Origin of the sequence: Roseicyclus marinus (assembly GCF_036322625.1) — a bacterium.
Lineage (GTDB): Bacteria > Pseudomonadota > Alphaproteobacteria > Rhodobacterales > Rhodobacteraceae > Roseicyclus > Roseicyclus marinus_A.
The window spans coordinates 2,313,611-2,337,797 of sequence record NZ_AP027266.1 but is presented as its reverse complement, the minus strand read 5'-3'; the positions used below and the strand labels follow the sequence as shown (position 1 = coordinate 2,337,797).

The following is a 24,187-nucleotide window of genomic DNA, read 5'->3' as shown; positions in this document are numbered from 1 at the left end:
CCTCAGCGGCCGATCGCATAGGCCTGCATCAGGCGCGGGGTCGCCGCCGCCCTGAGCATGCCGCCCGTATCTCGGGAGGCGGCGGTCAGGCGACCCACGGCCCAGGGTTCTGACACCTCGACCTCGTGCCCCTTGTCGCGGAGCGCCTGAAGCACGGCCTCGCCAAAGGCGGGTTCGGCCATCAGGTGGCCGGGGCGCGTGCCGCGCGGGTAGAAGGACGACTGGAAATGCCCGGTGTGGAAGAGGGGGGCGTCGATCGCTTCTTGCAGGTTCATCCGCCCGTGGACGAGGCGCAGGAACAGGATCAGCTGCCACTGGTCCTGCTGGTCGCCGCCCGGCGTGCCGAAGGCCAGTTCCGTGCCGTCGGGCGCCTGACCCATCGAGGGCGAGAGCGTCGTCCGGGGGCGACGGCCAGGTGCCAGCGATGTCGGCAGGCCCTCGTCCAGCCAGAACATCTGGGCGCGGGAATTGAGCGGCATCCCCAGGCCCGGCACGATGGGCGAGGATTGCAGCCAGCCGCCCGAAGGCGTGGCCGAGACCATGTTGCCCCAGCGGTCGATCACGTCGAGATGGACGGTATCGCCGCGCCGTTCGGTCAGATGCGCCATGGTGGGTTCGCCCCCGCCGACACCGGGGCCGGCGGCCATGTCGCGGCCTGCCCGTTCGACGGCGGCGCGCGCCCAGGCCTCGAGCCCCGCGATCTGGCCGGGGCGCTGCTCGAGCGAGGCTCTGTCGCCGATCAGCGCGCGGCGCTGGGCGGCATAGTCGCGCGAGAGCAGCGTTTCGACGGGCAGATCGGTGTGATCGGGGTCGCCGTAATAGGCCTCGCGGTCGGCAAAGGCGAGTTTCATCGTCTCGGTCACGGTATGGACGAAATCGGCCCCGCGCAGGTCCATCGCGCCCACGTCGATGCCTTCGAGCATCCGGAGCGATTGCAGGAGCGTCGGACCTTGGGTCCACATCCCGCCCTTCCAGACGGTCCAGCCGTGGTAGTCGACCGACAGCGGATCCTCGTAGCTGGCGTGCCATGTGGCCATGTCCTGACCCGTCAGCACGCCCTTGCGCCGGCCACCTGCGGCATCCATCACGCAGGCATCGCGCAGGTAGCTGTCGATCGCTTCGGCGATGAAGCCTTCGTAGAAGGCATGGCGCGCGGCCTCGATCTGCGCCTCGCGGCCGGTGGCTTTTTCCGCCTCGGTCACCAGGCGTTCCCATGTGTCGGCCAGATCGGGGTTGCAGAACAGCGCGCCCGCCGTAGGCGCGTTGCCGCCCGGCAGCCATGTCTCAAAGGAGGTCGGCCATTCGTCGCGGAAGAAATCGGCAAGGCCCGCGATGGTATTGGCCACGCGCGGCAGCATCGGGTGGCCGTGGCGCGCATAATGGATCGCGGGCTCCAGGATGTCGCGCAGGGGCAAGCTGCCGTGGTCGCGCAGCATCAGCATGAAGGCCCCGAAGGCACCGGGGATGACGGTCGCGAGCAACCCCGAACCGGGGATCAGCGTCAGCCCCTCGGATTTGTAATGCGCGATGGTGGCGCCTGCGGGCGTCGTGCCCTGACCGCAGATCATGCGCGGGGCATCGGCCCCTGCGGTGCGGATCATCAGGGGCATGTCGCCCAGCGGGCCGTTCAGATGCGGTTCCACCACGTTGAGGACAAAGCCCATCGCGGCGGCGGCATCGAAGGCATTGCCGCCCTGTTCGAGGATCTTCATCCCCACGGCGGAGGCGATCCAGTGGGTCGAGGTGGCAACCCCGAAGGTGCCGGTGATCTCGGGGCGGGTGGTGAAAGTCATGATCGGGTCCGTCTCTCTTTGTGATCAGTGGTCACGCGGGTCGAGCGCATCGCGCAACCCGTCGCCAAGCAGGTTGAATCCCAGCACCACGAGGAAAATCGCTGCACCGGGGTAAAGCGCCATCCAGGGCGCCTGTTCGAGGAAATTCTTGGCCACGTTCAGCATCGAGCCCCAGCTAGGGGCGGGCGGCTGCTGGCCGAGACCGAGAAAGGACAGCGAGGCCTCGGCGATGATCGCGGTGGCGATGGTCAGCGTCGATTGCACGAGGATCGGGGGAAAGATGTTGGGCAGGATGTAGCGCGTGATCAGCGCCAGATGCGACAGGCCCACGGCGCGCGCGCTTTCGACGTAATCCTCGGTCATCACGGCCATGGTCTGGCCGCGCGCAAGCCGGATGAAGATCGGCACGGCGGAAAGCCCGATGGCGATCATCGCATTCGTCAGCGACGGCCCGAGGAACGCCGCCAGCGCGATGGCGAGGATCAGGAAGGGCGCGGCGAGCAACGCCTCGGTCACGCGGGAAATGGCGGCATCGGTCCAGCCGCGCAGATAGCCCGAGATGACGCCCAAGGGCACGCCGATCAGGACCGCGATCGCGACCGAGATGACGCCCGCGGTGAGCGAGGCGCGCGCGCCCCAGATCATCCGGGACATCACATCGCGCCCGATCTCGTCGGTGCCGAACGGATGGGCGGCCGACGGCCCCTGCCGGACCGCGCCCCAATCGGTGACCGCAGGCCCCGGCACGGGCAGAAAGGGGGCAAGGATCGCCACCAGGACGAAGAAGCCCACGATGATGCCCCCCAGAACGGCGGCCTTGTTCGAGCGGAACTTGCGCCAGACGCGGCTTTGGCGGCGCGGCAGGGCCTCGGCCCCGGCGGGATTGGTGGCGATGCTCGTCATTCGTCCCTCATGCGCGGGTTGAGGATGCGATAGGCCGCATCGGCAAGGATGTTCATGAAGATGAAGGCGACGCCGGTGCACAGCACGATCCCCTGCACCACGGCATAATCGCGGTTGAAGACGGCATCGACCACCAGCTTGCCGAAACCGGGGATGGTGAAGATCTGTTCGGTCAGCACCGCGCCCGCCAGCAATTCCCCGAACAGAAGCGTCGTCACGGTGACGATGGGCACCAGCGCGTTGCGGAGCGCGTGTTTGATCAGCACGACGCGTTCGGCCAGACCCTTGGCGCGCGCGGTGCGGATGTAATCGGATTTCAGCACGCTCAGCATGGCCGAGCGCGTATGGCGCATCAGCGTCGCTGCCAGCCCCGTGCCCAGCACGAAAGCGGGCATCAGCATGGTGCGGATCGATTCCAGCGGATCGTCGGAGAACGGCTGATAGCCCGAGGCGGGCAGCCACCCCAGTTTCACGGAAACGAGCAGGATCAGCATGATCCCCAGCCAGAAATTCGGAACCGACAGCCCCGAGAGCGCCACGATATTGGCAAGCCAGTCGATCCAGGTGCCCTTCTTGTAGGCCGACAGGACGCCTGCGGGCACGCCGATGGCGATGGCGATGATGAGCGCCATGACCGCAAGCTGGATGGTCACGGGCAGTTTCTGGCCGATCAGTTCCAGCACCGGCTGCTGGGTGCGCAAGGAGATGCCCAGATCGCCCCGCAGCGCGTTTCCGACCCAGTGGAAATACTGGACGATGATCGGATCGTTCAGCCGGTATTGCTCGCGCAGGTATTCGAGCACCGCCGGATCGCGTTCCTCGCCCGCCAGAACCAGCACCGGATCGCCCGGCAGAAGCTTTTGCAGCGTGAAGACGAAGACCGAGATCAGGATGATCGTCGGGATCGCGATCAACAGGCGTCGTCCGAGAAAGGCGAGCATCTGGCGTCTCCGGGGGCAAGGGATGGGGCGCGCGGGCAGGGTGCCGCCCGCGCGCCGGTTCGGCTTGGGCTTATTCGGCCATGGTGACGCCAGCGAGGCGGATCATCCCGTCGGGGTAGGGCACGAAGCCTTCGATGCCGGCTTCCATCGCCCAGATCCAGACCGGGTGGTACAGGTAGACGATGGGCAGATCCTGCATCAGGATCGCGGAGGCCCCGTTATAGGCCGCGCGGCGGTCGGCCACATCGTTGGACACGCGCGCCCCGTTCAGGAAGCCATCGACCTCGGCATTGGAATAGCCCGCATCGTTGATGCCGCCATCCGTGGTGACGAACTGGTGGATGTTGCCATCGGGATCGACGCGGCCCGACCAACCCACCTGGCTGGCGGTATAGGCGCCCGCCGACTGGTCCGACAGGAGGGTGGCGAATTCCTTGGCCTCGAGCGAGATACGGATGCCCGCCTCGGAGGCCATGGCCTGCACCACCTGCATCACCTGCTGCTGCACGGGGTTGTTGGCGACCTGCACGCTGATGTCGACGCCATCGGGATAGCCCGCTTCGGCCAGAAGGGCGCGGGCGGCCTCCACGTCACGCTCCTGGATCGGGAAATCGGCGTTGTACCAGGGCGAGGTCGGCGGCCAGGGCTGGTTGCCGGGGGCGACGGCCCCTTCGAAGACGACCTGCGCGATCACCGAACGGTCGATCGAGAGCGACAGCGCCTGGCGGACGCGGGCATCCTGACCCAGCGGGTTGTCGGCGCGCTCGCCGTTGCCCACGTTGATCGTGATCGCCTGGTAGCCGAGCGAAGTCGCCTGCGTGGTTTGCAGCGCCGCGTCGGAGGAGGCCGAGGCGAGATCGGTCGCGGCCAGACGCTCGAGCATGTCCAGATCGCCCGCCCGCAGGTTGGCCAGACGCACGGTCGTGTCGGGGATCGGCAGGAAGGTCACGGTGTCGAAGGCATAGGCATCGGCATTCCAGTAATCGGCAAAGCGCGTCAGGACGATACGGTCCTGCTGGATGCGCTCGACGAAGCTGTAGGGGCCCGAGCAGACCGGGTTCAGGCCGAAATCGAGGCCCGCGGCCTCGGCGGCGGCGGGCGAGATCATCATGCCCGCGCGGTCCGACAGCTGCGCCAGAAGCGTCGCGTCGGGTGCGGACAGGGTGATGCGGATCGTCGTGTCATCGACCGCTTCGACATTCGAGATCGAGCTGACTTCGGAGGCGCGGCGGCTTTCGGGCAGATTGCGGCTGCGGTTGAGGTTGTAGACGGCGGCCTCGGCGTTGAAGGGCGTGCCGTCATGGAAGACCACGCCGTCGCGCAGCGCCATGGTGAGCGTCAGGCCATCCTCGGAAAACTCCCAGCCTGTGGCCAGTTGCGGGATGATCTCCAGATCGGGAGTGATGTCGACGAGCTTGTCGCAGAGCGACGAAAACACGATCCGCCCGACAAAGGTGCGTGCCTGATCGGGGTCGAGCACATCGGCGTCATCCTGAAGCCCGATGCGCAGATCCTGCGCCTGCACGGCGCCGGCCACCAGCCCGAAGGCCAGCGCGAGCGCGAGGTTTTTCTTGAGTGCCATCAGTTCAAGTCTCCATCTGTTGAGAGGTAAGATCGCCCTATTCCGGGCTTTTTTGGGTGGTCTTTTCCGCCATCGCCCGCGCGTAGAGCGCGAAACGGTCGCGGGCTTGGGGTGTGCGGGCCTGGGCGATGTCCTCCAGCCCGTCGAGCGACAATTCCGCCGCGCGGTGACAGGCGACGCTGCGCCCCGCGCCCAGATCGGTGAGCGTGGGTCTTTCGCTGCGGCACAGGTCCGTCGCATGGGGGCAGCGCGGGTGGAACCGGCAGCCGGGTGGCGGCGCGATGGGATTGGGGGGATCGCCCTCGACCATCGTGCGGGCGGGGCGCGCGCCGTAGCTTGCGACCGGGATCGCGGCCAGAAGCGCCTCGGTATAGGGATGCTTGGGCGCGGCGTAGAGATCGGCGGCAGGACCGCATTCCACCACCTCGCCCAGATACATCACCGCCACCCGGTCGGCCATGTGCCGGATCACGGCCAGATCATGGGCGATGACGATCAGCGTCAGGCCGAAATCCTGTTTCAGATCCTCGAGCAGGTTCACCACCTGCGCCTGGATCGACACATCGAGCGCGCTGACCGGTTCATCCCCGATCAGGACGGAGGGACCCGAGGCGAGCGCCCGCGCGATGCCGATCCGCTGGCGCTGACCGCCCGAAAATTCATGCGGATAGCGGTCGGCATGTTCGGGGCGCAGGCCCACGCGCGTCAACAGGTCGGCGACCCGCGCGCGGCGTTCGGGGGCCGTGCCGATGCCATGGGTGCGCATCGGCTCTTCGATCAGGGCACCCACCGACATCTGCGGATTGAGCGACGAAAACGGGTCCTGGAAGATGAATTGCAGCTCGCGGCGGAGCGCGCGCAGGCGCGCGGGTGGCAGGCTTGCCAGATCCTCGCCCTTGTACCAGACCTCGCCCTGCGTGGGGTCGATCAGGCGCAGCAAGAGCCGGGCGAGCGTGGATTTCCCGCAGCCGCTTTCGCCGACGATGGCAAAGGTTTCCCCCTCGGCGATGTCGAGCGAGACACCCGCCACGGCGCGCACCACGGTCGCCTCGCGGAAAAGCGGCTTGGCGGTCACGAAATCCTTGCGCAGGTCGCGGGTGGACAGGATCGCGGTCATGTTCCCGTGCTCCTCATCGGCGGGGCCGCTTCGGCGGTCAGGGGCGCATGGGCACAGGCGACGCGATGGCCCGCGCCCATGTCCGTGAGCGGGGGCACACTCGCACAGGCCCCGGTGACAAAGGGACAGCGGGTGGAAAAGCGGCAGCCGGGCGGCATCTGGGCGGCCTGCGGCACGGTGCCGGGTACCGTGACAAGCCGCCCCTCGCGCGCGCCCAGCGAGGGCATCGAGGACATGAGCCCGATCGTGTAGGGATGCTGCGGATCGGTGAAGACCTGCTCGGCGCTGCCTGCCTCGACGATGCGGCCGCCATACATGACCGCGACCTTGTCGGCCATTTCGGCCACGACACCCAGGTCATGGGTGATGAGGACCATCGCAGCACCCGTTTCCTGTTGCAGGCTGCGCATCAGCCGCAGGATCTGCGCCTGGATCGTCACGTCGAGCGCGGTGGTGGGTTCATCGGCGATCAGAAGCTCGGGATCATTGGCAAGCGCCATGGCGATCATCGCGCGCTGGCGCATGCCGCCCGACAGCTGGTGGGGGTATTCGTCGAGCCGCTTTTCCGGGGCCGGGATGCGGACGCGGCGCAGCATCTCGAGCGCGCGGGCGCGGGCGTCTGGCTGGGACAGGCCCTTGTGGCGGCGCACCGATTCCGCGATCTGTTCTCCGATCCGAAGGCCGGGGTTGAGCGATGTCATCGGCTCCTGAAAGATCATCGCCATCTTGCCGCCGCGGATCTGGCGCAGGCGCGCAGGCTCCATCGCCAGAAGATCCTCGCCCGCAAGCCGCGCGGTGCCGCCGGTCACGCGCACCGGCGGGCTTTGCAACAGGCCTATGAGCGCCAGCGATGTCAGGCTTTTGCCGCAGCCGCTTTCCCCCACGATGCACAGCGTTTCGCCGCGCGCGAGCGTGAAGCCCACGTCGTCGACGAGCGGTTGGTCCACGCCCTTGAGCGCGATGGTCAGCCCCTGCAGGTCGAGGAGCGGCGCATCGGTCATTCCTTGCCCTCCCGCCCTTGTCCGTCGCGGTCGCGCAGGCGTTCCAGATTGGCCTTGAGCGCCGACAGATGGGCGCGCATCGCGGCGCGCGCGGCATCCTCGTCGCGGGCGTCGATGGCATCGATGATGCTGTCATGCTGGCGGGCGTATTCGGCCACCAATTGGGGCGAGCGGGCCTGCTGGCGTTCCTGCTGCCAGCGCTGTTCCTGCCGGACCTCGTTGATGAGGGTAAAGGCCGTGTTGAGGATCGGGTTACCCGCGATCCGCGCGATCATGCGGTGCAGCGATCCGTCCCACAATTCGGCGGCATCGGCGTCGCGCGCATGGCCCGCGCGTTCGGCAAGCGCGCGCATGCGGGCCACATCCTCGCCCGTGGCGCGGCGGGCGGCCAGCGCGGCCAGTTCCGGCTCCAGCGCCAGACGCGCCTCCATCACGCTCAAGGGGTCGGTATCGGGGGCGATCCGGGCCGCAAGAGGCCCGTTGGGATCGGGCGGTTGGCCCGCAAAGGTGCCCTTGCCCTGACGCCGCCATACCAGCCCCTCGGCCTCCAGCGCATCAAGCGCGCGGCGCACCGAGCGGCGGCTGATGCCGAAGCGCGCGCACAGTTCGCGTTCGGTCGGCAGCTTGCCCTCGGCCTCCAGCGCGCCGGTGCGGATCAGCTCGCGGATGCGCTTGCGCGCGACCGAGGCATTGTCGGCTGCCGGATCGGAACGTGGAAGCTCGTCGCGCAAATCATCCACCTCGGGTTGAACCAAAGCCGCATAGGAGCGAACCATTTTAAGATTGGTTCACCATGACGCTGGGTCAAGCGATTCCCGCCTGCTTCCCGCATCGCGTGTGCGGTGGATGCTTGTGTGATCAAATTTTGTGCAAACGGCGCGGTTCGGGGCGGGTCAGACGCCCACATGCCGCAAGGACGTGTCGTGATCGAGCGCGGCCATCGCGCCGGTCCAGACCACCTGTCCCCGCGCAAGGATCGCCGCGCGGTCGGCCACCTGCCGCAATTCCTTGAGCGATTTGTCGATGACGAGGATCGAAAGCCCGGTTTCGGCCTTGAGCCGCGCGATCACCGCCCAGATCTCGGCCCGGATCAGGGGGGCCAGCCCCTCGGTCGCCTCGTCGAGGATCAGGAGACGGGGGTTGGTCATCAGCGCCCGCCCGATGGCCAGCATCTGCTGTTCGCCGCCCGACAGCGTCGCGGCGCGCTGGCCCTGCCGTTCGGCAAGCCGGGGAAACAGCGCACCGATCCGCGCCATGTCCCAATGCCCCGGACGGGCCGCCACGATAAGGTTTTCCGCAACGGTCAGGTCGCGGAAACAGCGCCGCCCTTCGGGCACCAATCCGATGCCGAGCTTGGCGGCCTGATGGCTCGACAGGCGGCTCAGGTCATGGTCGTCGAACACCAGCCGCCCGCCTGCGGGCAGCATCCGGCAGATCGTCTTGACCGTCGTGGATTTGCCCATGCCGTTGCGCCCCATGAGCGCCAACACCTCGCCCTCGTCCAGCGACAGATCGACACCGAAGAGCGCCTGCGCCGCCCCGTAGCTGGCCGTCACCTGTTCCAGCGTCAAAAGGCTCATGCCCCATCTCCCGGATCGGCATCCCCCAGATAGGCCTCGCGCACGGCGGCGTCCGCGCGGATCGCATCGGGCGGGCCGCTGGCGATGACGCGGCCACCGGCCAGAACGCTGATCCGGTCGGCCAGCGCAAAGACCGCGTCCATGTCGTGTTCCACCAGAAGGATCGGCGCCTCGTGCCTCAGCCTGTCGAGAAGCGCGGTCATCCGCGCGCCGCCCTCGGCGCCAAGTCCCGCCATCGGTTCATCCATGACGAAAGCCCTGGGGGTGAGCGTGAGCGCCACCGCGACCTCCAGCTGGCGGCGTTCGCCATGGGACAGTTCGGCGGTGCGATGGCCCGCCTTGTCCGACAGGCCCATGCGGTCGAGCGCGCCCTCGGCCGTCTTGCGCAGGCCCCGGTCGGACAGAACGGGGGCAAGGAACCGCCACGGGTTGCCCGCCGCCCCCAGCGCGCCGAGCATCGCGTTTTGCAGCACCGTATCCTCCATCGCCAGCGCCGAGATCTGGAAGGTGCGCGCAAGCCCCATCCGCGCCCGCGCCCGGGTCGGCAGGGCGGTGACATCGCGCCCGTTCAGGCGGATCTCCCCTGCATCCGGGGCAAGCCCGCCGCAGATCTGCGCGATGAGCGTGGATTTGCCCGCCCCGTTCGGGCCGATCACGGCATGGATTTCGCCGGGCCTGAGCGTCAGGTCGATGGCATCCGACACCACCAGCGCGCCGAAGCGCTTGGTCAGGCCGCGCACCTCGAGAACCGGGTCACTCATGGCTCTTGGCCTTTCCCGCCAAAAGCCCGATGACGCCGCCCCGCCCGAACAAGACCACCCCCAGAAGCAGACCGCCCAGCAAGATGTGCCAATGATCCCAAAGATCGCCCAGCACATGTTCCATCGCCACGAACAAAACCGCCCCCGCAACAGGCCCGAAAAGCCGCGCGACACCGCCCAGGATGATGAAGATCATGATCTCGCCCGACATGTGCCAGCTGAACATCGTGGGGCTGACGAAGCGGTTGAGATCGGCAAAAAGCGCGCCCGCCAACCCGGTGATCGCGCCCGAGATGACGAAGGCCACCAGTTTCGCGCGCTGCCCGTCGAGCCCCACCGTTTCCACCCGCGCGGGCACCTGCCGCGCGGCATTCAGCACAAGGCCGAAGGGCGACCGCGCGATCCGTGCCGACAGCCAGAGCGCCGCACACAACAGCGCGAAACACAGGCCGTAGAACTGGATCGGGTCGAGCGTGTTCAGCCCCGGAAAGCCGTTCCTGACCCAGATCGATAGACCGTCCTCTCCGCCATAGGCGCGCCAGGAGATGGCGAAATAGTAGAACATCTGCGCGAAGGCCAAGGTGATCATGATGAAATAGACGCCCGAGGTCCTGAGCGACAAAAGCCCGATCAGAAGGGCGGCAAAGGCCGATACCACGATGGCCACCAGCCAGATCACCGGCATGGATTTCGTGCCCTCGATCAGGAACAGGCCGTCGTAGAGCGGCAGGAAATTCTGCGCGTGATGGGCAAGGATGCCCATGGAATAGCCGCCCAGCCCGAAAAAGACCGCATGGCCAAAGCTGACCATGCCGCCAAGGCCCAAGGCGAGGTTCAGCCCCACGGCGGCCAGCGCGAAAATGACGGCGCGGGTGGCCAGCGTTATGGTGAAGGGCTCGCCCGACAGATGCGCCCAGAGCGGCACGGCGATCAGCCCCGCGATCAGGGCGGCGTTGACGATCCATTCCCGGCTCATGCGGTGCGCGCCCCGTAGAGGCCAGTGGGCTTCCAGATCAGCACCGCGGCCATCAACAGGTAGATCGCCATGGAGGATAGCGAGGCCCCGACCTGCGTGGCGGCTGCGGGCTCCATCACCAGCTTGAACAGCTCGGGCAGGAAGATGCCGCCCAAGGTGTCGGTCAGCCCCACGATCAGCGCGCCGACAAAGGCCCCCTTGATCGAGCCGATCCCGCCGATGACGATCACGACAAAGGCAAGGATCAGGACGGGCTCGCCCATGCCGACCTGCACCGACTGGATCGCGCCGACCAGCGCGCCCGCCAGCCCCGCCAGCGCCGCGCCGAGCGCAAAGACAAAGGTGTAGAGCGTGCGGATATCGACACCGAGCGCCGCGATCATCTCCCGGTCGTTTTCGCCCGCGCGGATCTGGATGCCGATCCGCGTCCTGGCGATCAGAAGCCAGAGGCCCACGGCGACCGCCAGACCCGCCCCGATCAGCGCAAGCCGGTAGAGCGGGTATTCGATCCCAAAGGGCAGGGTGACGGACCCCGCCAGCGCCTCGGGCCGCGAGAGGTAAAGCGGGAAGGAGCCGAAGACCCAGCGCGTGCCCTCGGAAAAGATCAGGATGAGGGCGAAGGTCGCCAGCACCTGGTCCAGGTGGTCGGTGTGATAGAGGCGGCGGATCACCGTCATCTCGATCAGCGCGCCCGCCATGGCGGCCGCAGCCATCGCCGCGATCAGCGCCAGCACGAAGGAGCCGGTCACCCCCGCCACCACCGCCGCGACAAAGCCCCCCACCATGTAGAGCGATCCATGCGCAAGATTGATCAGGCCCATCACGCCGAAGATCAGCGTCAGGCCCGCCGCCATCAGGAACAGCATCACGCCGAACTGCAATCCGTTCAGCACCTGTTCGACGATCAGGATCGTGGACATGGGAAACCCCGGTTCAAGCAAAGGGGCCGGCCCGCGCGGGACCGGCCCCGATCCGTTTCAGCCTGTAAGATCACATCCGGCATTCGCCGGCAAAGGCGTCGCCGCGATCCTCCAGCGCTGTGCCGATGATCCGGTTGGTGAAGATGTCGCCGTCCTGCACCACTTCGCGGACATAGATGTCCTGAACGGGGTGATGGTTGGGGCCAAAGGCGAAATCGCCCCGCGTGCTGGCGAAATCGGCCGCGCGCAGCGCCTCGCGGAAGGCATCGGGGCTGTCCGTCGGATGGCCGTCATCGAGCGCCGACAGGATCAGGTTCGCTGTGTCGAAGCCCTGGCTCGCGTAAAGCGAGGGGATGCGCCCGTATTCGGCGGTGAAGGCCTCGACAAAGGCGGCATTGGTCGGATTGTCCAGATCGGGCGACCATTGCGCGGTGTTGCGCACGCCGAGCGCCGCGGTTCCCACCGCCTGCAGGATGTTCTGGTCAAACGAGAATGCCGGCCCGATCACGGGAATATCCAGCCCGCTGTCTGCATATTGGCGCAAGAAGGAAATCCCCATGCCGCCGGGCAGGAAGAAGAACACGCTGTCCGCCCCCGAGGCGCGGATCTGCGCGATCTCGGCGGCGTAATCGGTCTGGCCGAGCTGGGTGTAGATCTCGCCCGCAAGCCCGCCCTCGTAGAACCGCTTGTAGCCCGCAAGCGCGTCCTGGCCTGCGGGATAATTCGGCGCAAGGATGAAGCTGTTGGCATAGCCCGCGCTGTTGGCATAGGCACCTGCCGCCTCGTGCAGGTTGTCGTTCTGCCATGCGACGTTGAAATAATTCTGGTTGCAGCCCCGCCCCGCCAGCTGCGACGGCCCCGCATTGGGCGAGAGGTAGAACAGCCCCTGCGCCGTGACCGAGGGCACGACCGCCATGGCAAGGTTCGACCAGATGATCCCGGTCAGAAGGTCCACATCATCCGATTGCACCATCCGGTCGGCCAGTTGCACGGCCACGTCGGGGGCCTGTTCGTCATCGGCGATGATCACCTCGATATCGTCGCGGCCCGATTGCGCGATGGCCAGCATGAACCCGTCGCGCACATCGATGCCGAGCGATGCGCCGCCGCCCGACAGCGTCGTGATCATGCCGATCCGCGTTTCGGCCTGTGCCGCCCCTGCCAGCGCCAGCGCCAGCACCGATGCCGACAGCGCCAAACCCTTCAAACTCATCCTCATACCCCCCTCTGTTCGGGTTGTTTCCCTGATCGCCAGATCGTCCCAAGTTTTGCGCCGGGGTCAAGCCCCGGTCGGTCCGCGCCCGGCCATCCGCATCGTTCCGGCCACCCGCGCAAGGCGGGCATCATCCCCCAGTTCTTCGCCCGCCATTGGCAGCTTGCGCCGCCAGTTGGGGTAGTCGTCGACCGTGCCGGGCAGGTTGGTCTGCTCGGGCATCTCCAGCACATCCTCGACCTGAACGGCCACCAGCGCCGATCCGGCCCGCGCGAGTGCGGCGTGCATCGAGGCCGCATCGCTGCCGCCTGCCATCCGTGCATGGGCGCGCGCCTCCTCGGCCCTTGTGGCAAGCCCATGGGCCAGCGTCGCCGCCCCGATCCGGCCGATGGCATGGCGCGCGCGGATATCGGCCCCATCGGCCCAACCGGCATGGGTGGGCAGGTCATGCGTGCCAAAGGCCGCAAGCGTCGGCGCGGGATAGGTTTCGGGGGGCGTCTGCCCTTCGAATTGCATCAGGCGACAGCCAAGGATGCCCGCCTCGGCCAGCGCGCCTTGCAACCCGTCGGGGATATTGCCCAGATCCTCGCCGATGACGGTCGCGCCGGCGCGGGCGGCCTCGATCAAGATCACGGCGAGCATCGCGTCGCGCGGCATCGCGACATAGGCCCCCGGCAGGCCGGGGGCGTCGGGCACCCAATAGGCGCGGTCAAAGCCCAGGATATGGTCGATCCGGATCAGCCGCGAATAGCGCATCTGTTGGCCCAACGTCTCGGCGAGCGGCGCGAAATGCCCCGCGATCAGCGCATGGGGGTCGAGCGGCGCAAGGCTCCAGCGCTGGCCATCGGGCGCGAAAGGATCGGGCGGCGCCCCAAGCGAGACGCCTTGCGCGAACCACTGCCGCTCGGCCCATGTCTCGGCCCCGGCGGGATGGGTGCCGACCGCCAGATCGAGGTAGAGACCATGCCGCATCCCCGCTGCGATCAGCGCGGCTTGCGTTTCGGTCAGTTGGCGATGGGCCATCCATTGCAGCCATTGGTGGTAGCGGATCGCCTCGGGCGGTGCTGCGTGGCGTGCCCCTGCGGGGTCCTGCAGCGGCAGGGGCCAGTCCGTCCAGAGCGCCCCGTGCCGCTCCGACAGGGCCTGATGCGCGGCGAAAAGCGAAAGCGATGAGCCTTCTGCCGCGCAAAAGGCGTCGAAATCGGCATCACCTGCGAAGCTTTCATAGGCGGCGCGCAGGGCAAGACGCTTGGCCGGGATCTCGGCCGCGTAATCGACCAGCGGGCCGGTCGCGACACCGCCGCCCAAGGCGATATGAAGCGGGTTCAGCCGTCGCCTGTGGCTTGGCGAATAGGGGCTCGCCCATCCGGCTTCGGTCGGAAAGCCCGCATGGATCGGGTTGATCCCAAGGAAACCCGCGCCCGCGCGCGCCAGCGACAGGCCGGTGCGCTTCAAATCCTCGAAATCGCCAAAGCCCGCGCGCCCGGGCGGGCGCAGACCCCAAAGCGGCGCGGTCACGCCCCAGTCGCGGGCAGGCAGGGGCAGGCGCGCAGGCGCCGCCAGAAGCGTCACCTCATCTTGCCCCGCGCGCAGGATGTGGCGGCCAAGTGGCAGGGGGGGCAGGTAGGGGCCGCGCCCCTCCAGCCCCGTGCCATCCTCCAGCGCAAGCGTCCAATCGCCCGGATCGGCGGGCAGCCGCGTCGGCGCATCGGGCGTCAGGATCAGGGTGCGGGGCAGAATGCGCAGCGCCTCCTTGGCGCGGTGCACGGCAAGACGGGCGGCGGCGTCATCCTCGGTCGTGATGTCGTGGCCCATGGCGCGCAAAAGCGCCAGTGCGCTCTCCCGTCCGGTTTCGCGGATGCCGCCCATCTGGTCGCTGTAGCGCGGCAAGATCCCCATGGCGCCCGCGAGTGCGCTGATTGCATCGCTCATGTCAGGGGCTCCAGCACGCAAGCCAGCACCGTCTGGGCCGTGCAGGCCAGGCTGCCCGACACGGGCTGCGCGACCGCCCCTGCGTCACGGCCCGTATCGAGGCGCAACACCCAATGCCAGCCGCTGCGGGCCGGCGGCAGACACACCTCGGCCGCGCCACCGGCGTTGAACACAAGAAACACCGCCGCCTCCGAGGCCGCGTAGCGGGGCGTTCCCGCCGCCATGCGCTTTTCCACGCAGAGCACTGTCCGGCCCGCATCCTCCCAATCGGCCTGGCCCATCTCCTGCCCGTCTTCGCGCCACCAGAACAGGTCGGGCAAACCGTCCGCCGCCCGTTCGCGCGCATGGAGAAAGCGTTTCTGACGCAAGATCGGATGCCCCTTGCGAAAGGCGATCAGCGCCGCCGTGAAATCCCGCAACCCCATGTCCGGCGCGGTCCAATCCACCCAGCCGATCTCGTTGTCCTGCGCATAGGCATTGTTGTTGCCTGATTGCGAATTGCCGATCTCGTCACCCGCAAGCAGCATCGGCGTGCCCTGCGCCAGCATCAGCGTCGCCAGCATGTTGCGCTGCCGCCTTGCGCGGGCAGCCATGATGGCGGGATCGGCGGTCGGCCCCTCGACCCCCATGTTGTCGGACCAATTGGCCGAATGCCCGTCGCGGTTGTCCTCGCCATTGGCCTCGTTGTGGCGCTGGGCGTAGCTGACCACATCGGCGAGCGTGAAGCCGTCATGGGCGGTCACGAAATTGACCGAAGTATTGGCGGGCCGCCCGGAATGGTCGAATTGCCGCGCCGATCCGGTGATCCGGTCCGCAAGCCGCGGCACCATCCCCGCATCGCCGCGCCAGAACTGGCGTATGGTATCGCGGAACCGGTCGTTCCATTCGAGAAAGGGCGGCGGAAACGCCCCGAGCTGATAGCCCCCCGGCCCGATATCCCATGGTTCCGCGATCAGCTTCACCCGTGTCAGAACCGGGTCCTGCCGGATCGCGTCGAAAAAGCTTGCGCCGGGATCGAAGCCTGTCGCCGTGCGCCCAAGGGTGGCGCACAGATCGAACCGGAACCCGTCGACATGGCCCACCTCGACCCAATAGCGCAAGCTGTCCATGATCATCCTGAGCACCATGGGATGATCCACGTTCATCGTGTTGCCGGTGCCGGTGTCGTTGACATAGCGCCGCCTGTCGGGGGCAAGGCGATAGTAGCTCGCGTTGTCGAGCCCCCGGAATGACAGGGTGGGGCCGGTCTCGTCCCCCTCGCAGCTGTGGTTGTACACCACGTCGAGGATGACCTCGATCCCCGCCGCGTGCAGGCGCGCGACCATCGACTGGAATTCCGCGATGCCCCCGCCGTCGTGATAGCGCGGATCGGGGGCGAAAAACCCAAGGCTCTGGTAGCCCCAGTAATTCGTCAGCCCCTTGTCATGCAGGAACTTGTCATCGACGAAGGCGTGGATCGGCAAAAGCTCGACCGCCGTCACGCCCAGCCCCGTCAGGTGCTCCAGCATCGGGGCGGAGGCGAGGGCCGCGAAGGTGCCCGGCGGGCTGGCCCCCGGATGCAGCCGCGTCAGCCCCTTCACATGCGCCTCGTAGATCACGCTGTCCTCGATCGGCGTGTCGGGTGGGCAGTCGCCGCCCCAGTCAAAGCGCGGGTCCACAACGATGCCCTTGGGCACATAGGGCGCGCTGTCGCGTGTCGAGAAACTGTCTGGCCCCTTGGCCGGATCATAGCCGTAAAGCGCGTCATGCCAGATCGGATGGCCGGTCAGCGCGCGGGCATAGGGATCGACCAGAAGCTTGTTGGGGTTGAACCGATGCCCGTCCTGCGGCGCATAGGGCCCGTGCGCGCGGTAGCCGTAGCGCTGGCCGGGGCGCAGCCCGGCCACATGGCCATGCCAGACATCGCCGTCCCGCTCGGGCAGGTCGATGCGCAGCGTCTCGCGCCCATCCTCGGCAAACAGGCACAGGACCATCCGCGTCGCATGGGCCGAAAAGACCGCGAAATTGACGCCATGGGCATCGGGGGTGGCCCCGAGCGGCGCGGGGCGTCCTGCGGTCATCCTGTGCGGCATGCTCAATCCTGACGGTCGAGGCTTTGGTAAAGGGCAAGGTAATCGGCCGCCGATTGGTCCCAGCCGACGGGGTGGCGCATGGCGTTTTTCTGCAGCGACAGCCACAGATCGGGTTTCGCGTAAAGATCGCAAAGCCGGTCAAGCGCGCGGGCCAGCGCATCCGCCGTGACCGGGTGGAACTGCACCCCCGTCGCCGCCCCGGCGCGCAGACCCGCAGGGGTCGCGTCGATCACCGTATCGACCAGACCCCCGGTATAGGCCACAAGCGGCAGGGTGCCGAAGCGCAACCCGTACATCTGCGTCAGGCCACAAGGCTCGAACCGCGAGGGGACAAGGATCGCATCGCCCCCTTCGATCAAGAGCCGCGCCAGCGCCGCGTCATAGCCCAGCCGCACCGCGACATGGGAATGGCCTGCGGCACGCAGGAATGCCTCCTCCAGCCCCTTTTCGCCGGCCCCGAGCAGAGCCAGCTGCCCGCCCCGGTCGATCAGCCGCGGCAGCGCATCGATGAGCAGGTCCAGCCCCTTTTGATGCGTCAGCCGCGAGACGACGACACAAAGCGGCCCGTCGCTGTCGGGCAGACCCATCTCGCCGCGCAGCTTGGCCTTGTGGCGCGCCTTGCCCGCGGGCGTCTTGTAGGGCGGGGTCCATGCCGCCAGATCGACCCCGTTCAGGATGCCCGACAAGACCCCCGACCGCGCTCTCAGCAGCCCATCCATCCCCATCCCGAAATCGGGCGTCAGCAATTCGCCCGCATAGGTCGGGCTCACGGTGGTGATCTTGTCGGCGGCGACCAGACCCGCCTTCAGCGCGCTGATATCGCCCCAGAATTCGAACCCGTCTTGCGTCATCCCCTCGGGGCGCAGCCGCAGGCCGGGCAATCTGTCCACCCCCGCCTTGCCCTGAAAGGCGATGTTGTGGATCGTCATCACCGTGCCGACCCCCGCGCCGGGATGCCGGTCACGCAGATACCAGGGCGCAAACCCCGCCTGCCAGTCATGGCCATGCAGGATATCGGGCCGCCAGCCCGCCATGGACCCGCCCGCGATCTCGGCCCCGATCCAGGACAGCGCGGCGAAGCGTTCGGGATTGTCGGGCCAGTCGCGCCCGCCCGCATCGGCATAGGGCCCGCCGGGTCGCGCGAACAGATGCGGCGCATCGAGCACCAACAGGTCAATCCCCGCCGCCTCTGCCGCGAGCACCTTGGCCGGACCGCCGAAAAGATCGGCATCTTCCAGCACCACCTTGCCCCTTGCGACCGCGCCCATCACGGCCGGATAGCCGGGCAAAAGCGTCCGCATCTCCACCCCCAAGGGCGCCAGCGCCAAGGGCAAGGCGCCCGCCACATCCGCAAGACCGCCGGTCTTGACCAGCGGCGCGCATTCCGAGGTGACGGACAGGACCTTGATCATAGGCTCGCGGCCCTCCGGTTCAGCATGTCCTGGGTGATCAGCGTCACGCCGCCGGGCGTGACATGGAACCACTTGGCGTCTTCCTCCGGGTCCTCGCCCACCACCAGCCCGCGCGGGATCACGACGCCCCGGTCGATCACCACGTTTTTCAGCCTGGCATGCCGTTCCACGACCACGTCGGGCAGAACGACCGCGCGCACCAGTTGCGAATAGGAATTGGTATGGACGCGGGTGAACAACAGCGATTGCCGCACCTCGGTGCCCGAGATGATGCAGCCCCCCGACACCATCGAGGAAATCGCGCTGCCCCGCCGGTCGGCCTCGTCATGGATGAACTTGGCGGGGGGCACGCTTTCGGAATAGGTCCAGATCGGCCAGCTCGTATCCCACAGGTCCAGCTCGGGGATGAAGCTCGTCAGATCGATATTCGCCTTCCAATAGGCATCGACCGTGCCCACGTCCCGCCAATAGGCCGGAGCCTCGGGCGAGGAGCGGACGCAAGACGCCTCGAACCTATGTGCCATCGCCTTGCCGCCCGCCACGATCTGCGGGATCAGGTCGCCGCCGAAATCGCGCCCCGAATTCGGATCCTCGGCATCGCGGGTCAGAAGATCGCGCAGGAAGGACCAGGCAAAGACGTAGATCCCCATCGAGGCGAGCGTCACATCGGGGTTTTCCGGCGTTCCCGGCGGGTCTTTCGGCTTTTCGAGGAAGGAGGTGATCCGGTCCTTGCCGTCGATGGCCATGACGCCGAAGGCAGACGCCTCGGACCTCGGCACGGTCAGGCAGCCGATGGTCACATCCGCGCCGGTGTCCACGTGTTGGCGCAGCATCACCTCGTAATCCATCTTGTAGATATGGTCGCCCGCAAGGATGACGACGTAATCCACGTCATAGCTGTCGATGATGTCGATGTTCTGGAACACCGCATCCGCCGTGCCCTGGTACCAATGCACCTCGTCCACGCGTTGGCTGGCGGGCAGGATGTCGAGGTATTCGTTGCGCTCGGCCCGGAAAAAGTTCCAGCCGCGCTGGCAATGGCGGATCAGGCTGTGCGCCTTGTATTGCGTGGCGATGGCCATCTTTCGGATGCCGGAATTCAGCGCATTGGACAGCGCGAAATCGATGATCCGGGTCTTGCCGCCGAAATAGACCGCCGGTTTCGCGCGCCGGTCGGTCAGCTGCATCAGGCGGCTGCCGCGCCCGCCCGCCAGAACGAAAGCCATGGATCGCGCCACGAGCCTTTGGGATGGTCCAGCCATTGGTGTCGTCCTCCCTGTCATGCGCCACCCTCCCGGGGCGCGGTTTCAATCGTCCGGTATCAGGAACAGCGTCGAGAGCGGCGCCAGGTAGAGGCCCGCGCTGGCGGGCTGGCCGTGGCTGGCCCCATCTTCGGCCACGATCCGGCCCATGTTGCCCCGGTTCCCGCCCCCGTAAAGGCCCGCATCGGTGTTGAGCGCCTCGCGCCACGCGCCCGCATGGGGCAGGCCGATCCGGTAGGCGGGCCGCTCCACGGGGGTGAAATTGGTCAGCATGACGACCGGCTTGTCGGCCGCGCCTCCGCGCCGCAGCCATGCGATGACGGAGTGATCCGCATCGCCCCCCACCAGCCAGTCGAACCCGTCCGCTTCGGCATCCTTGACATGCAGGGCAGGGGTGCCGCGGTAGAGCGTGTTGAGGTCGCGCACCAGCCGCTGCACCCCCTTGTGGCCCGGATCATCCAGGTGATGCCACCCGATCTCGGCGTCATGGTTCCATTCGGCGACCTGCCCGAATTCCTGCCCCATGAACAAAAGCTTCTTGCCCGGATGGCCCCACATGAACCCGTAATAGGCGCGCAGATTGGCCAGTTTCGTCGCGTGATCGCCCGGCATCCTTGTATACATGCTGCCCTTGCCGTGGACGACCTCGTCATGGCTGATGGGCAGGACGAAATTCTCGGAAAACGCGTAATGCAGGCCGAATGTCACCTTGTCGTGGTGATATTTCCGGTTCACCGGGTCCTCGGCCATGTAACGCAACGTGTCGTTCATCCAGCCCATGTTCCACTTGAACCCGAACCCGAGCCCCCCGTCATGGACCGGGGCGGAAACCTTGGGGTAGGATGTGCTTTCCTCGGCCACCGTCATCACGCCCGGATGCGCGCCATAGGCCGCGACATTCATCGCGCGCAGGAAATCCACCGCCTCGTAATTCTCGTTGCCGCCGTTCTTGTTGGGCACCCATTGCCCCGGCTCGCGGCTGTAATCGCGGTAGAGCATGGAGGCGACGGCATCCACACGCAGCCCGTCGACATGGTATTCCTCGAGCCAATAGAGCGCGTTGGCGATCAGGTAATTCCGCACCTCGCGCCGCCCGTAATTGTAGATCAGCGTGTTCCAGTCGCGGTGGAACCCTTCCTTGGGGTCGGCATGTTCGTAAAGCGCCGTGCCGTCGAACCGGCCCAGCCCATGCGCATCGGTCGGGAAATGCCCCGGCACCCAGTCGAGGATCACACCCAGCCCCGCCAGATGGGCGGCATCCACAAGGTCGCGAAACTCATGCGGGGGGCCGTGGCGGATGGTGGGCGCATAAAGCCCCACGGGCTGATAGCCCCATGAGCCGTCGAACGGGTATTCGCTGATCGGCAACAGCTCCAGATGGGTAAAGCCCATCTCGACCGCATAGCCCACCAGCTCTTCGGCGGCTTCGCGGTAGCTGATGCGCCGCCCCTCCGCCTTGCGCCGCCACGATCCCAGATGCACCTCGTAGATCGAGATCGGCGCGGTGCGGGCATGGGCCCCGGCGCGGCTGTCCATCCAATCCCCATCCCGCCAGCCATAGCCCGCGATATCCCGCACGACCGAGGCGTTCTCGGGCGGATGCTGCGATCCGAACCCCACCGGATCCGCCTTGAGCGGCAGGGCCGCGCCACCTGCCCCCGTGATCGCGTATTTGTAGGCCGCACCCTCGCCCACACCGGGCAGGAACATCTCCCACACACCGGTCGCGCCGCGCGGGCGCAGGACGTGGCGCCGTGCGTCCCAGCCGTTGAAATCGCCCACGACCGCCACCCGCCGCGCATTGGGCGCCCAGACCGCGAAATGGGTGCCCGCGACACCCTCATGGACCCGCACATGCGCGCCCAGAACCCGCCACAGCGCGTGATGCGTGCCCTCGCCGATCAGGTATTCGTCGATCTCGCCCAGAACGGGGGCGAAACGATAGGGGTCCTCCATGACCCAGACCGCGCCATCAGGGCCCGTGCCCTGCAGCAGATAGGCCCCGTCGCCCGGCACCGGCCCCGCGAAAAGGCCGCCGCCCCCGGCCACGGGGTAAAGCGCCACGCTCTCCCGGCCGATGAGCGCGGCCATCGCGACCGCGCCGGGATCGAAGGCCACGATCCAGCGCCGCCCCTCCAGCACATGGGGGCCGAGAACCGCGAAACAATCGGGATGGGTGCCTGCCCGAATGGCCTCCGCCACCCGCTCGGGCAGGTGGGCGGTCAGGGCGCTGTCGGGTCCGGTCGGCATGTCCAAGACGCTACAGGACCCCCATGTCAAATCAAGCGCCCGGCCCGACCGGGGCCGCGCCCCAGATGTCGGCCATGTAGCCCCGGATCGTCCGGTCCGAGGAAAACCACCCCGACCGCGCGGTGTTGAGCGCGGCCATCCGCGTCCAGCGACCCGGATCGCGATAGGCCGCATCGACCCCGCGCTGGGCGCGCCAGTAATCGCTGAAATCCGAACAGACGAGGAAATAATCCGGCCCCCGCAGGTTGCCGGTGATGTCATGGAACCGGCCCGGATCGTCGCTCGAAAACGCGCCCTGTTCGATGGCCTCCAGCGCCGCGGCAAGGCGCGGATCGGCGGCGATGGCCTGGGCCGCATGATCGTGAAGGCCGCGCCGCGCCACCACTTCGGGCGCGGTCATCCCGAAAAGGAAAAAGTTCTCCGCCCCCACGTGATCGCGGATTTCCACATTCGCGCCATCCAGCGTGCCCACCGTCAGCGCCCCGTTCAGGGCGAATTTCATGTTGCCTGTTCCCGACGCCTCCTTGCCCGCGGTCGAGATCTGTTCGGACAGATCGGCGGCGGGGATCAGCCGTTCGGCCAGGGTCACGTTGTAATTGGGCAGGAAAACGACCTTGAGATAGGGGCTCGTCACCGGATCGGCATTCAGCACGCGGGCCACGTCGTTGATCAGGTGGATGATCTTCTTGGCAAAGACATAGCCGGGGGCGGCCTTGCCGCCAAAGATCTTGACCCGTGGCGTCCAGCCCGCGCCCGGATTGGCCCGGATCGCCTGCCACAGCGCGATGGCTTCGAGGATGTTCAGGTGCTGGCGCTTGTATTCATGGATGCGCTTGATCTGCACGTCGAACATCGCATCGGGGTCAAGGCTCACGCCATGCGCCGCCGCGACCCAGTTCGACAGATCGACCTTGTTGGCGCGTTTCGCGCCCGCGATCTCCTCTTGCAGGCCCGCATCGCCCAGATGCGCCTCGAACTCCGACAGACGCTCCAGATCGCCGACCCAGGCCTCACCGATGGCCCCGGTGATGATCCCCGACAGCCGCGGGTTGCAGGCATGAAGCCAGCGGCGCGGCGTCACGCCATTGGTCTGGTTCACGATCCGCGCAGGATGCAGCGCATGCAGATCGGCAAAGACCGTTTCCTTCACCAATTCCGTATGCAGCGCCGAGACACCGTTGACGCGGTTGGCCATCACGAAACTGAGCGTGCCCATGTTCACCTCGCCCTCGGCGACGATGGGCACCGACCGGCCCGGATGGCGGGCGGCATGATCGGCGTCGATCCGTTCGATCAGCATCATGTGGCGCGGCAACAGCCGCCCCATCAGATCGACCGGCCATTTCTCCAGCGCCTCGGGCAACAGCGTGTGGTTGGTGTAATTCAGCGTGGCCCGCGCCAGATCGACCGCCTCGTCAAAGGGCAGGCCCCGCTCGTCATGGAGGAGCCTGACCAGCTCCGGCCCCGCAATCGCGGGATGCGTGTCGTTGAGCTGGATCGCCACCTTGTCGGGCAGCGCGCGGATATCCCCATGCTCGCTGTCGAACCGGCGCAGGATGTCGTGCAGGCTTGCGGCGGTAAAGAAATACTCCTGCTTCAGGCGCAATTCCTTGCCCGCGGGCGTCGTGTCATCGGGATAGAGCACCCGGCTGATCGAACGGGCCAGCATCTCGGGGGCCGCAGCACCCAGGTAATCGCCATAGTTGAACCGCTGCAGATCCAGAGGATCGACCGCCCGCGCCCCCCACAGCCGCAAGGTGTTGGTCCAGCGCCCCTCCCAGCCCACGACGGGCGTGTCATGCGCCTCGGCCAGCACCGCCTCGCCGGGGGTCCAGACCATCTTTCCCTCGCGCTCGGCGACATGGCCGCCGAACCCCACCGGATAGATCGCTTCGGGCCGCTCGAATTCCCAGGGGTGGCGCTGCTGCAACCAGGTCTCGGCCTCCTCGACCTGCCGTCCCCCTTCGAAACTCTGGCGAAACAGCCCGTGTTCGTAGCGGATGCCATAGCCCATGGCAGGGCAGGCCAGCGTCGACAGCGATTCCAGGAAACAGGCCGCAAGCCGCCCCAAGCCCCCATTGCCCAGCGCCGCATCGGGTTCGTCATGCAAGACCTTGTCGAAATCGAGCCCCAGCGCCTCCACGGCCGCCCTGGCCTCGGCATCGGCGCGCAGGTTCACCAAGGCATCGCCCAAAAGCCGCCCGATCAGGAATTCCATCGACAGGTAATAGACCCGCTTGGCCCCCGCCCCATAGGCCGCCCGGGTCGAGGCGAACCAGCTGTCCACGATCCGGTCGCGCACCGCGAAAGACAGCGCCATCCGCCAATCATGCAAGGTCGCGTGATCCGCATCCTTGCCGATCGTATAGGTCAGGTGCCGCAAGATCGCATCCTGCATCTCCGGCCTCGCCTGCGTCTCCTGATAGGTCATCATCCTGCCTCGATCTGGCGCAATCGTCATCGCCGGGCGCG

General features: G+C 67.2%; 18 protein-coding genes. All 18 read right to left on the bottom strand.

Going from position 1 to position 24,187, the window contains the following annotated elements:
* Window positions 1-2: 2 nt before the first annotated feature.
* The 18 genes from AABA51_RS11095 to AABA51_RS11010 all read right to left on the bottom strand — a co-directional run bounded on the left by AABA51_RS11095 (window position 3) and on the right by AABA51_RS11010 (window position 24,149).
* Window positions 3-1,793: a gamma-glutamyltransferase family protein gene (locus AABA51_RS11095; protein WP_338271912.1), complete on the bottom strand. Its 1,791-nt coding sequence runs from the start codon at window positions 1,791-1,793 to the stop codon at window positions 3-5.
* Between the two features lie 24 nt (window positions 1,794-1,817).
* The gene (locus tag AABA51_RS11090; RefSeq protein ID WP_338271911.1) at window positions 1,818-2,696 is read right to left on the bottom strand and encodes an ABC transporter permease; all 879 of its coding nucleotides are present in this window, start codon (window positions 2,694-2,696) and stop codon (window positions 1,818-1,820) included.
* On the bottom strand, window positions 2,693-3,637 hold the full coding sequence (locus AABA51_RS11085) for an ABC transporter permease (RefSeq protein ID WP_338271910.1): 945 nt from the start codon (window positions 3,635-3,637) through the stop codon (window positions 2,693-2,695). Before AABA51_RS11085 ends, AABA51_RS11090 begins: the two co-directional genes overlap by 4 nt.
* A gap of 70 nt (window positions 3,638-3,707) precedes the next feature.
* The gene (locus tag AABA51_RS11080) at window positions 3,708-5,219 is read right to left on the bottom strand and encodes an ABC transporter substrate-binding protein (RefSeq protein WP_338271909.1); all 1,512 of its coding nucleotides are present in this window, start codon (window positions 5,217-5,219) and stop codon (window positions 3,708-3,710) included.
* A gap of 37 nt (window positions 5,220-5,256) precedes the next feature.
* Window positions 5,257-6,336, bottom strand: a complete 1,080-nt coding sequence (locus tag AABA51_RS11075; RefSeq protein WP_338271908.1) for an ABC transporter ATP-binding protein — start codon at window positions 6,334-6,336, stop codon at window positions 5,257-5,259.
* Window positions 6,333-7,337: an ABC transporter ATP-binding protein gene (locus AABA51_RS11070; protein WP_338271907.1), complete on the bottom strand. Its 1,005-nt coding sequence runs from the start codon at window positions 7,335-7,337 to the stop codon at window positions 6,333-6,335. Before AABA51_RS11070 ends, AABA51_RS11075 begins: the two co-directional genes overlap by 4 nt.
* Window positions 7,334-8,113 carry a FadR/GntR family transcriptional regulator gene (locus AABA51_RS11065; RefSeq protein ID WP_338271905.1) on the bottom strand — a complete coding sequence of 260 codons (780 nt, stop codon included), beginning with the start codon at window positions 8,111-8,113 and terminating at the stop codon, window positions 7,334-7,336. Before AABA51_RS11065 ends, AABA51_RS11070 begins: the two co-directional genes overlap by 4 nt.
* 117 nt (window positions 8,114-8,230) lie before the next feature.
* Window positions 8,231-8,917, bottom strand: coding sequence for an ABC transporter ATP-binding protein (locus AABA51_RS11060; protein WP_338271904.1), 687 nt, complete (start codon window positions 8,915-8,917; stop codon window positions 8,231-8,233).
* Window positions 8,914-9,678, bottom strand: coding sequence for an ABC transporter ATP-binding protein (locus AABA51_RS11055; protein WP_338271903.1), 765 nt, complete (start codon window positions 9,676-9,678; stop codon window positions 8,914-8,916). Before AABA51_RS11055 ends, AABA51_RS11060 begins: the two co-directional genes overlap by 4 nt.
* Window positions 9,671-10,654, bottom strand: coding sequence for a branched-chain amino acid ABC transporter permease (locus AABA51_RS11050; RefSeq protein WP_338271901.1), 984 nt, complete (start codon window positions 10,652-10,654; stop codon window positions 9,671-9,673). Before AABA51_RS11050 ends, AABA51_RS11055 begins: the two co-directional genes overlap by 8 nt.
* Window positions 10,651-11,574: a branched-chain amino acid ABC transporter permease gene (locus AABA51_RS11045; RefSeq protein ID WP_338271900.1), complete on the bottom strand. Its 924-nt coding sequence runs from the start codon at window positions 11,572-11,574 to the stop codon at window positions 10,651-10,653. The genes AABA51_RS11050 and AABA51_RS11045 overlap by 4 nt, the downstream gene beginning before the upstream one ends.
* Window positions 11,575-11,644: 70 nt before the next feature.
* Window positions 11,645-12,787 (bottom strand): ABC transporter substrate-binding protein, encoded by a 1,143-nt coding sequence (locus AABA51_RS11040; RefSeq protein ID WP_338271899.1) that lies wholly within the window; start codon window positions 12,785-12,787, stop codon window positions 11,645-11,647.
* A 66-nt stretch (window positions 12,788-12,853) separates the two neighbouring features.
* Window positions 12,854-14,719 carry a 4-alpha-glucanotransferase gene (gene malQ / locus AABA51_RS11035; protein WP_338271898.1) on the bottom strand — a complete coding sequence of 622 codons (1,866 nt, stop codon included), beginning with the start codon at window positions 14,717-14,719 and terminating at the stop codon, window positions 12,854-12,856.
* Window positions 14,716-16,779 (bottom strand): glycogen debranching protein GlgX, encoded by a 2,064-nt coding sequence (gene glgX, locus AABA51_RS11030; RefSeq protein ID WP_338271897.1) that lies wholly within the window; start codon window positions 16,777-16,779, stop codon window positions 14,716-14,718. Before glgX ends, malQ begins: the two co-directional genes overlap by 4 nt.
* A gap of 14 nt (window positions 16,780-16,793) precedes the next feature.
* On the bottom strand, window positions 16,794-18,203 hold the full coding sequence (gene glgA, locus AABA51_RS11025) for a glycogen synthase GlgA (protein ID WP_338271896.1): 1,410 nt from the start codon (window positions 18,201-18,203) through the stop codon (window positions 16,794-16,796).
* Window positions 18,200-19,465, bottom strand: coding sequence for a glucose-1-phosphate adenylyltransferase (gene glgC, locus AABA51_RS11020; protein ID WP_338271895.1), 1,266 nt, complete (start codon window positions 19,463-19,465; stop codon window positions 18,200-18,202). The genes glgA and glgC overlap by 4 nt, the downstream gene beginning before the upstream one ends.
* A 45-nt stretch (window positions 19,466-19,510) precedes the next feature.
* Window positions 19,511-21,715, bottom strand: a complete 2,205-nt coding sequence (gene glgB / locus AABA51_RS11015) for a 1,4-alpha-glucan branching protein GlgB (protein ID WP_338271894.1) — start codon at window positions 21,713-21,715, stop codon at window positions 19,511-19,513.
* 31 nt (window positions 21,716-21,746) lie between these two features.
* Window positions 21,747-24,149: a glycogen/starch/alpha-glucan phosphorylase gene (locus AABA51_RS11010; RefSeq protein ID WP_338271893.1), complete on the bottom strand. Its 2,403-nt coding sequence runs from the start codon at window positions 24,147-24,149 to the stop codon at window positions 21,747-21,749.
* Window positions 24,150-24,187 lie beyond the last annotated feature (38 nt).

Bases quoted from the DNA above. Each gene is read 5' to 3' on its own strand.
- AABA51_RS11085 (WP_338271910.1), bottom strand. From the start codon at position 3,637: ATGCTCGCCTTTCTCGGACGACGCCTGTTGATCGCGATCCCGACGATC.
- AABA51_RS11045 (WP_338271900.1), bottom strand. From the start codon at position 11,574: ATGTCCACGATCCTGATCGTCGAACAGGTGCTGAACGGATTGCAGTTC.
- AABA51_RS11080 (WP_338271909.1), bottom strand. From the start codon at position 5,219: ATGGCACTCAAGAAAAACCTCGCGCTCGCGCTGGCCTTCGGGCTGGTG.
- AABA51_RS11055 (WP_338271903.1), bottom strand. From the start codon at position 9,678: ATGAGTGACCCGGTTCTCGAGGTGCGCGGCCTGACCAAGCGCTTCGGC.
- AABA51_RS11065 (WP_338271905.1), bottom strand. From the start codon at position 8,113: ATGGTTCGCTCCTATGCGGCTTTGGTTCAACCCGAGGTGGATGATTTG.
- AABA51_RS11075 (WP_338271908.1), bottom strand. From the start codon at position 6,336: ATGACCGCGATCCTGTCCACCCGCGACCTGCGCAAGGATTTCGTGACC.
- AABA51_RS11060 (WP_338271904.1), bottom strand. From the start codon at position 8,917: ATGAGCCTTTTGACGCTGGAACAGGTGACGGCCAGCTACGGGGCGGCG.
- AABA51_RS11050 (WP_338271901.1), bottom strand. From the start codon at position 10,654: ATGAGCCGGGAATGGATCGTCAACGCCGCCCTGATCGCGGGGCTGATC.
- AABA51_RS11090 (WP_338271911.1), bottom strand. From the start codon at position 2,696: ATGACGAGCATCGCCACCAATCCCGCCGGGGCCGAGGCCCTGCCGCGC.
- glgA (WP_338271896.1), bottom strand. From the start codon at position 18,203: ATGATCAAGGTCCTGTCCGTCACCTCGGAATGCGCGCCGCTGGTCAAG.
- glgB (WP_338271894.1), bottom strand. From the start codon at position 21,715: ATGCCGACCGGACCCGACAGCGCCCTGACCGCCCACCTGCCCGAGCGG.
- AABA51_RS11040 (WP_338271899.1), bottom strand. From the start codon at position 12,787: ATGAGTTTGAAGGGTTTGGCGCTGTCGGCATCGGTGCTGGCGCTGGCG.
- glgX (WP_338271897.1), bottom strand. From the start codon at position 16,779: ATGACCGCAGGACGCCCCGCGCCGCTCGGGGCCACCCCCGATGCCCAT.
- AABA51_RS11095 (WP_338271912.1), bottom strand. From the start codon at position 1,793: ATGACTTTCACCACCCGCCCCGAGATCACCGGCACCTTCGGGGTTGCC.
- glgC (WP_338271895.1), bottom strand. From the start codon at position 19,465: ATGGCTGGACCATCCCAAAGGCTCGTGGCGCGATCCATGGCTTTCGTT.
- AABA51_RS11010 (WP_338271893.1), bottom strand. From the start codon at position 24,149: ATGATGACCTATCAGGAGACGCAGGCGAGGCCGGAGATGCAGGATGCG.
- AABA51_RS11070 (WP_338271907.1), bottom strand. From the start codon at position 7,337: ATGACCGATGCGCCGCTCCTCGACCTGCAGGGGCTGACCATCGCGCTC.
- malQ (WP_338271898.1), bottom strand. From the start codon at position 14,719: ATGAGCGATGCAATCAGCGCACTCGCGGGCGCCATGGGGATCTTGCCG.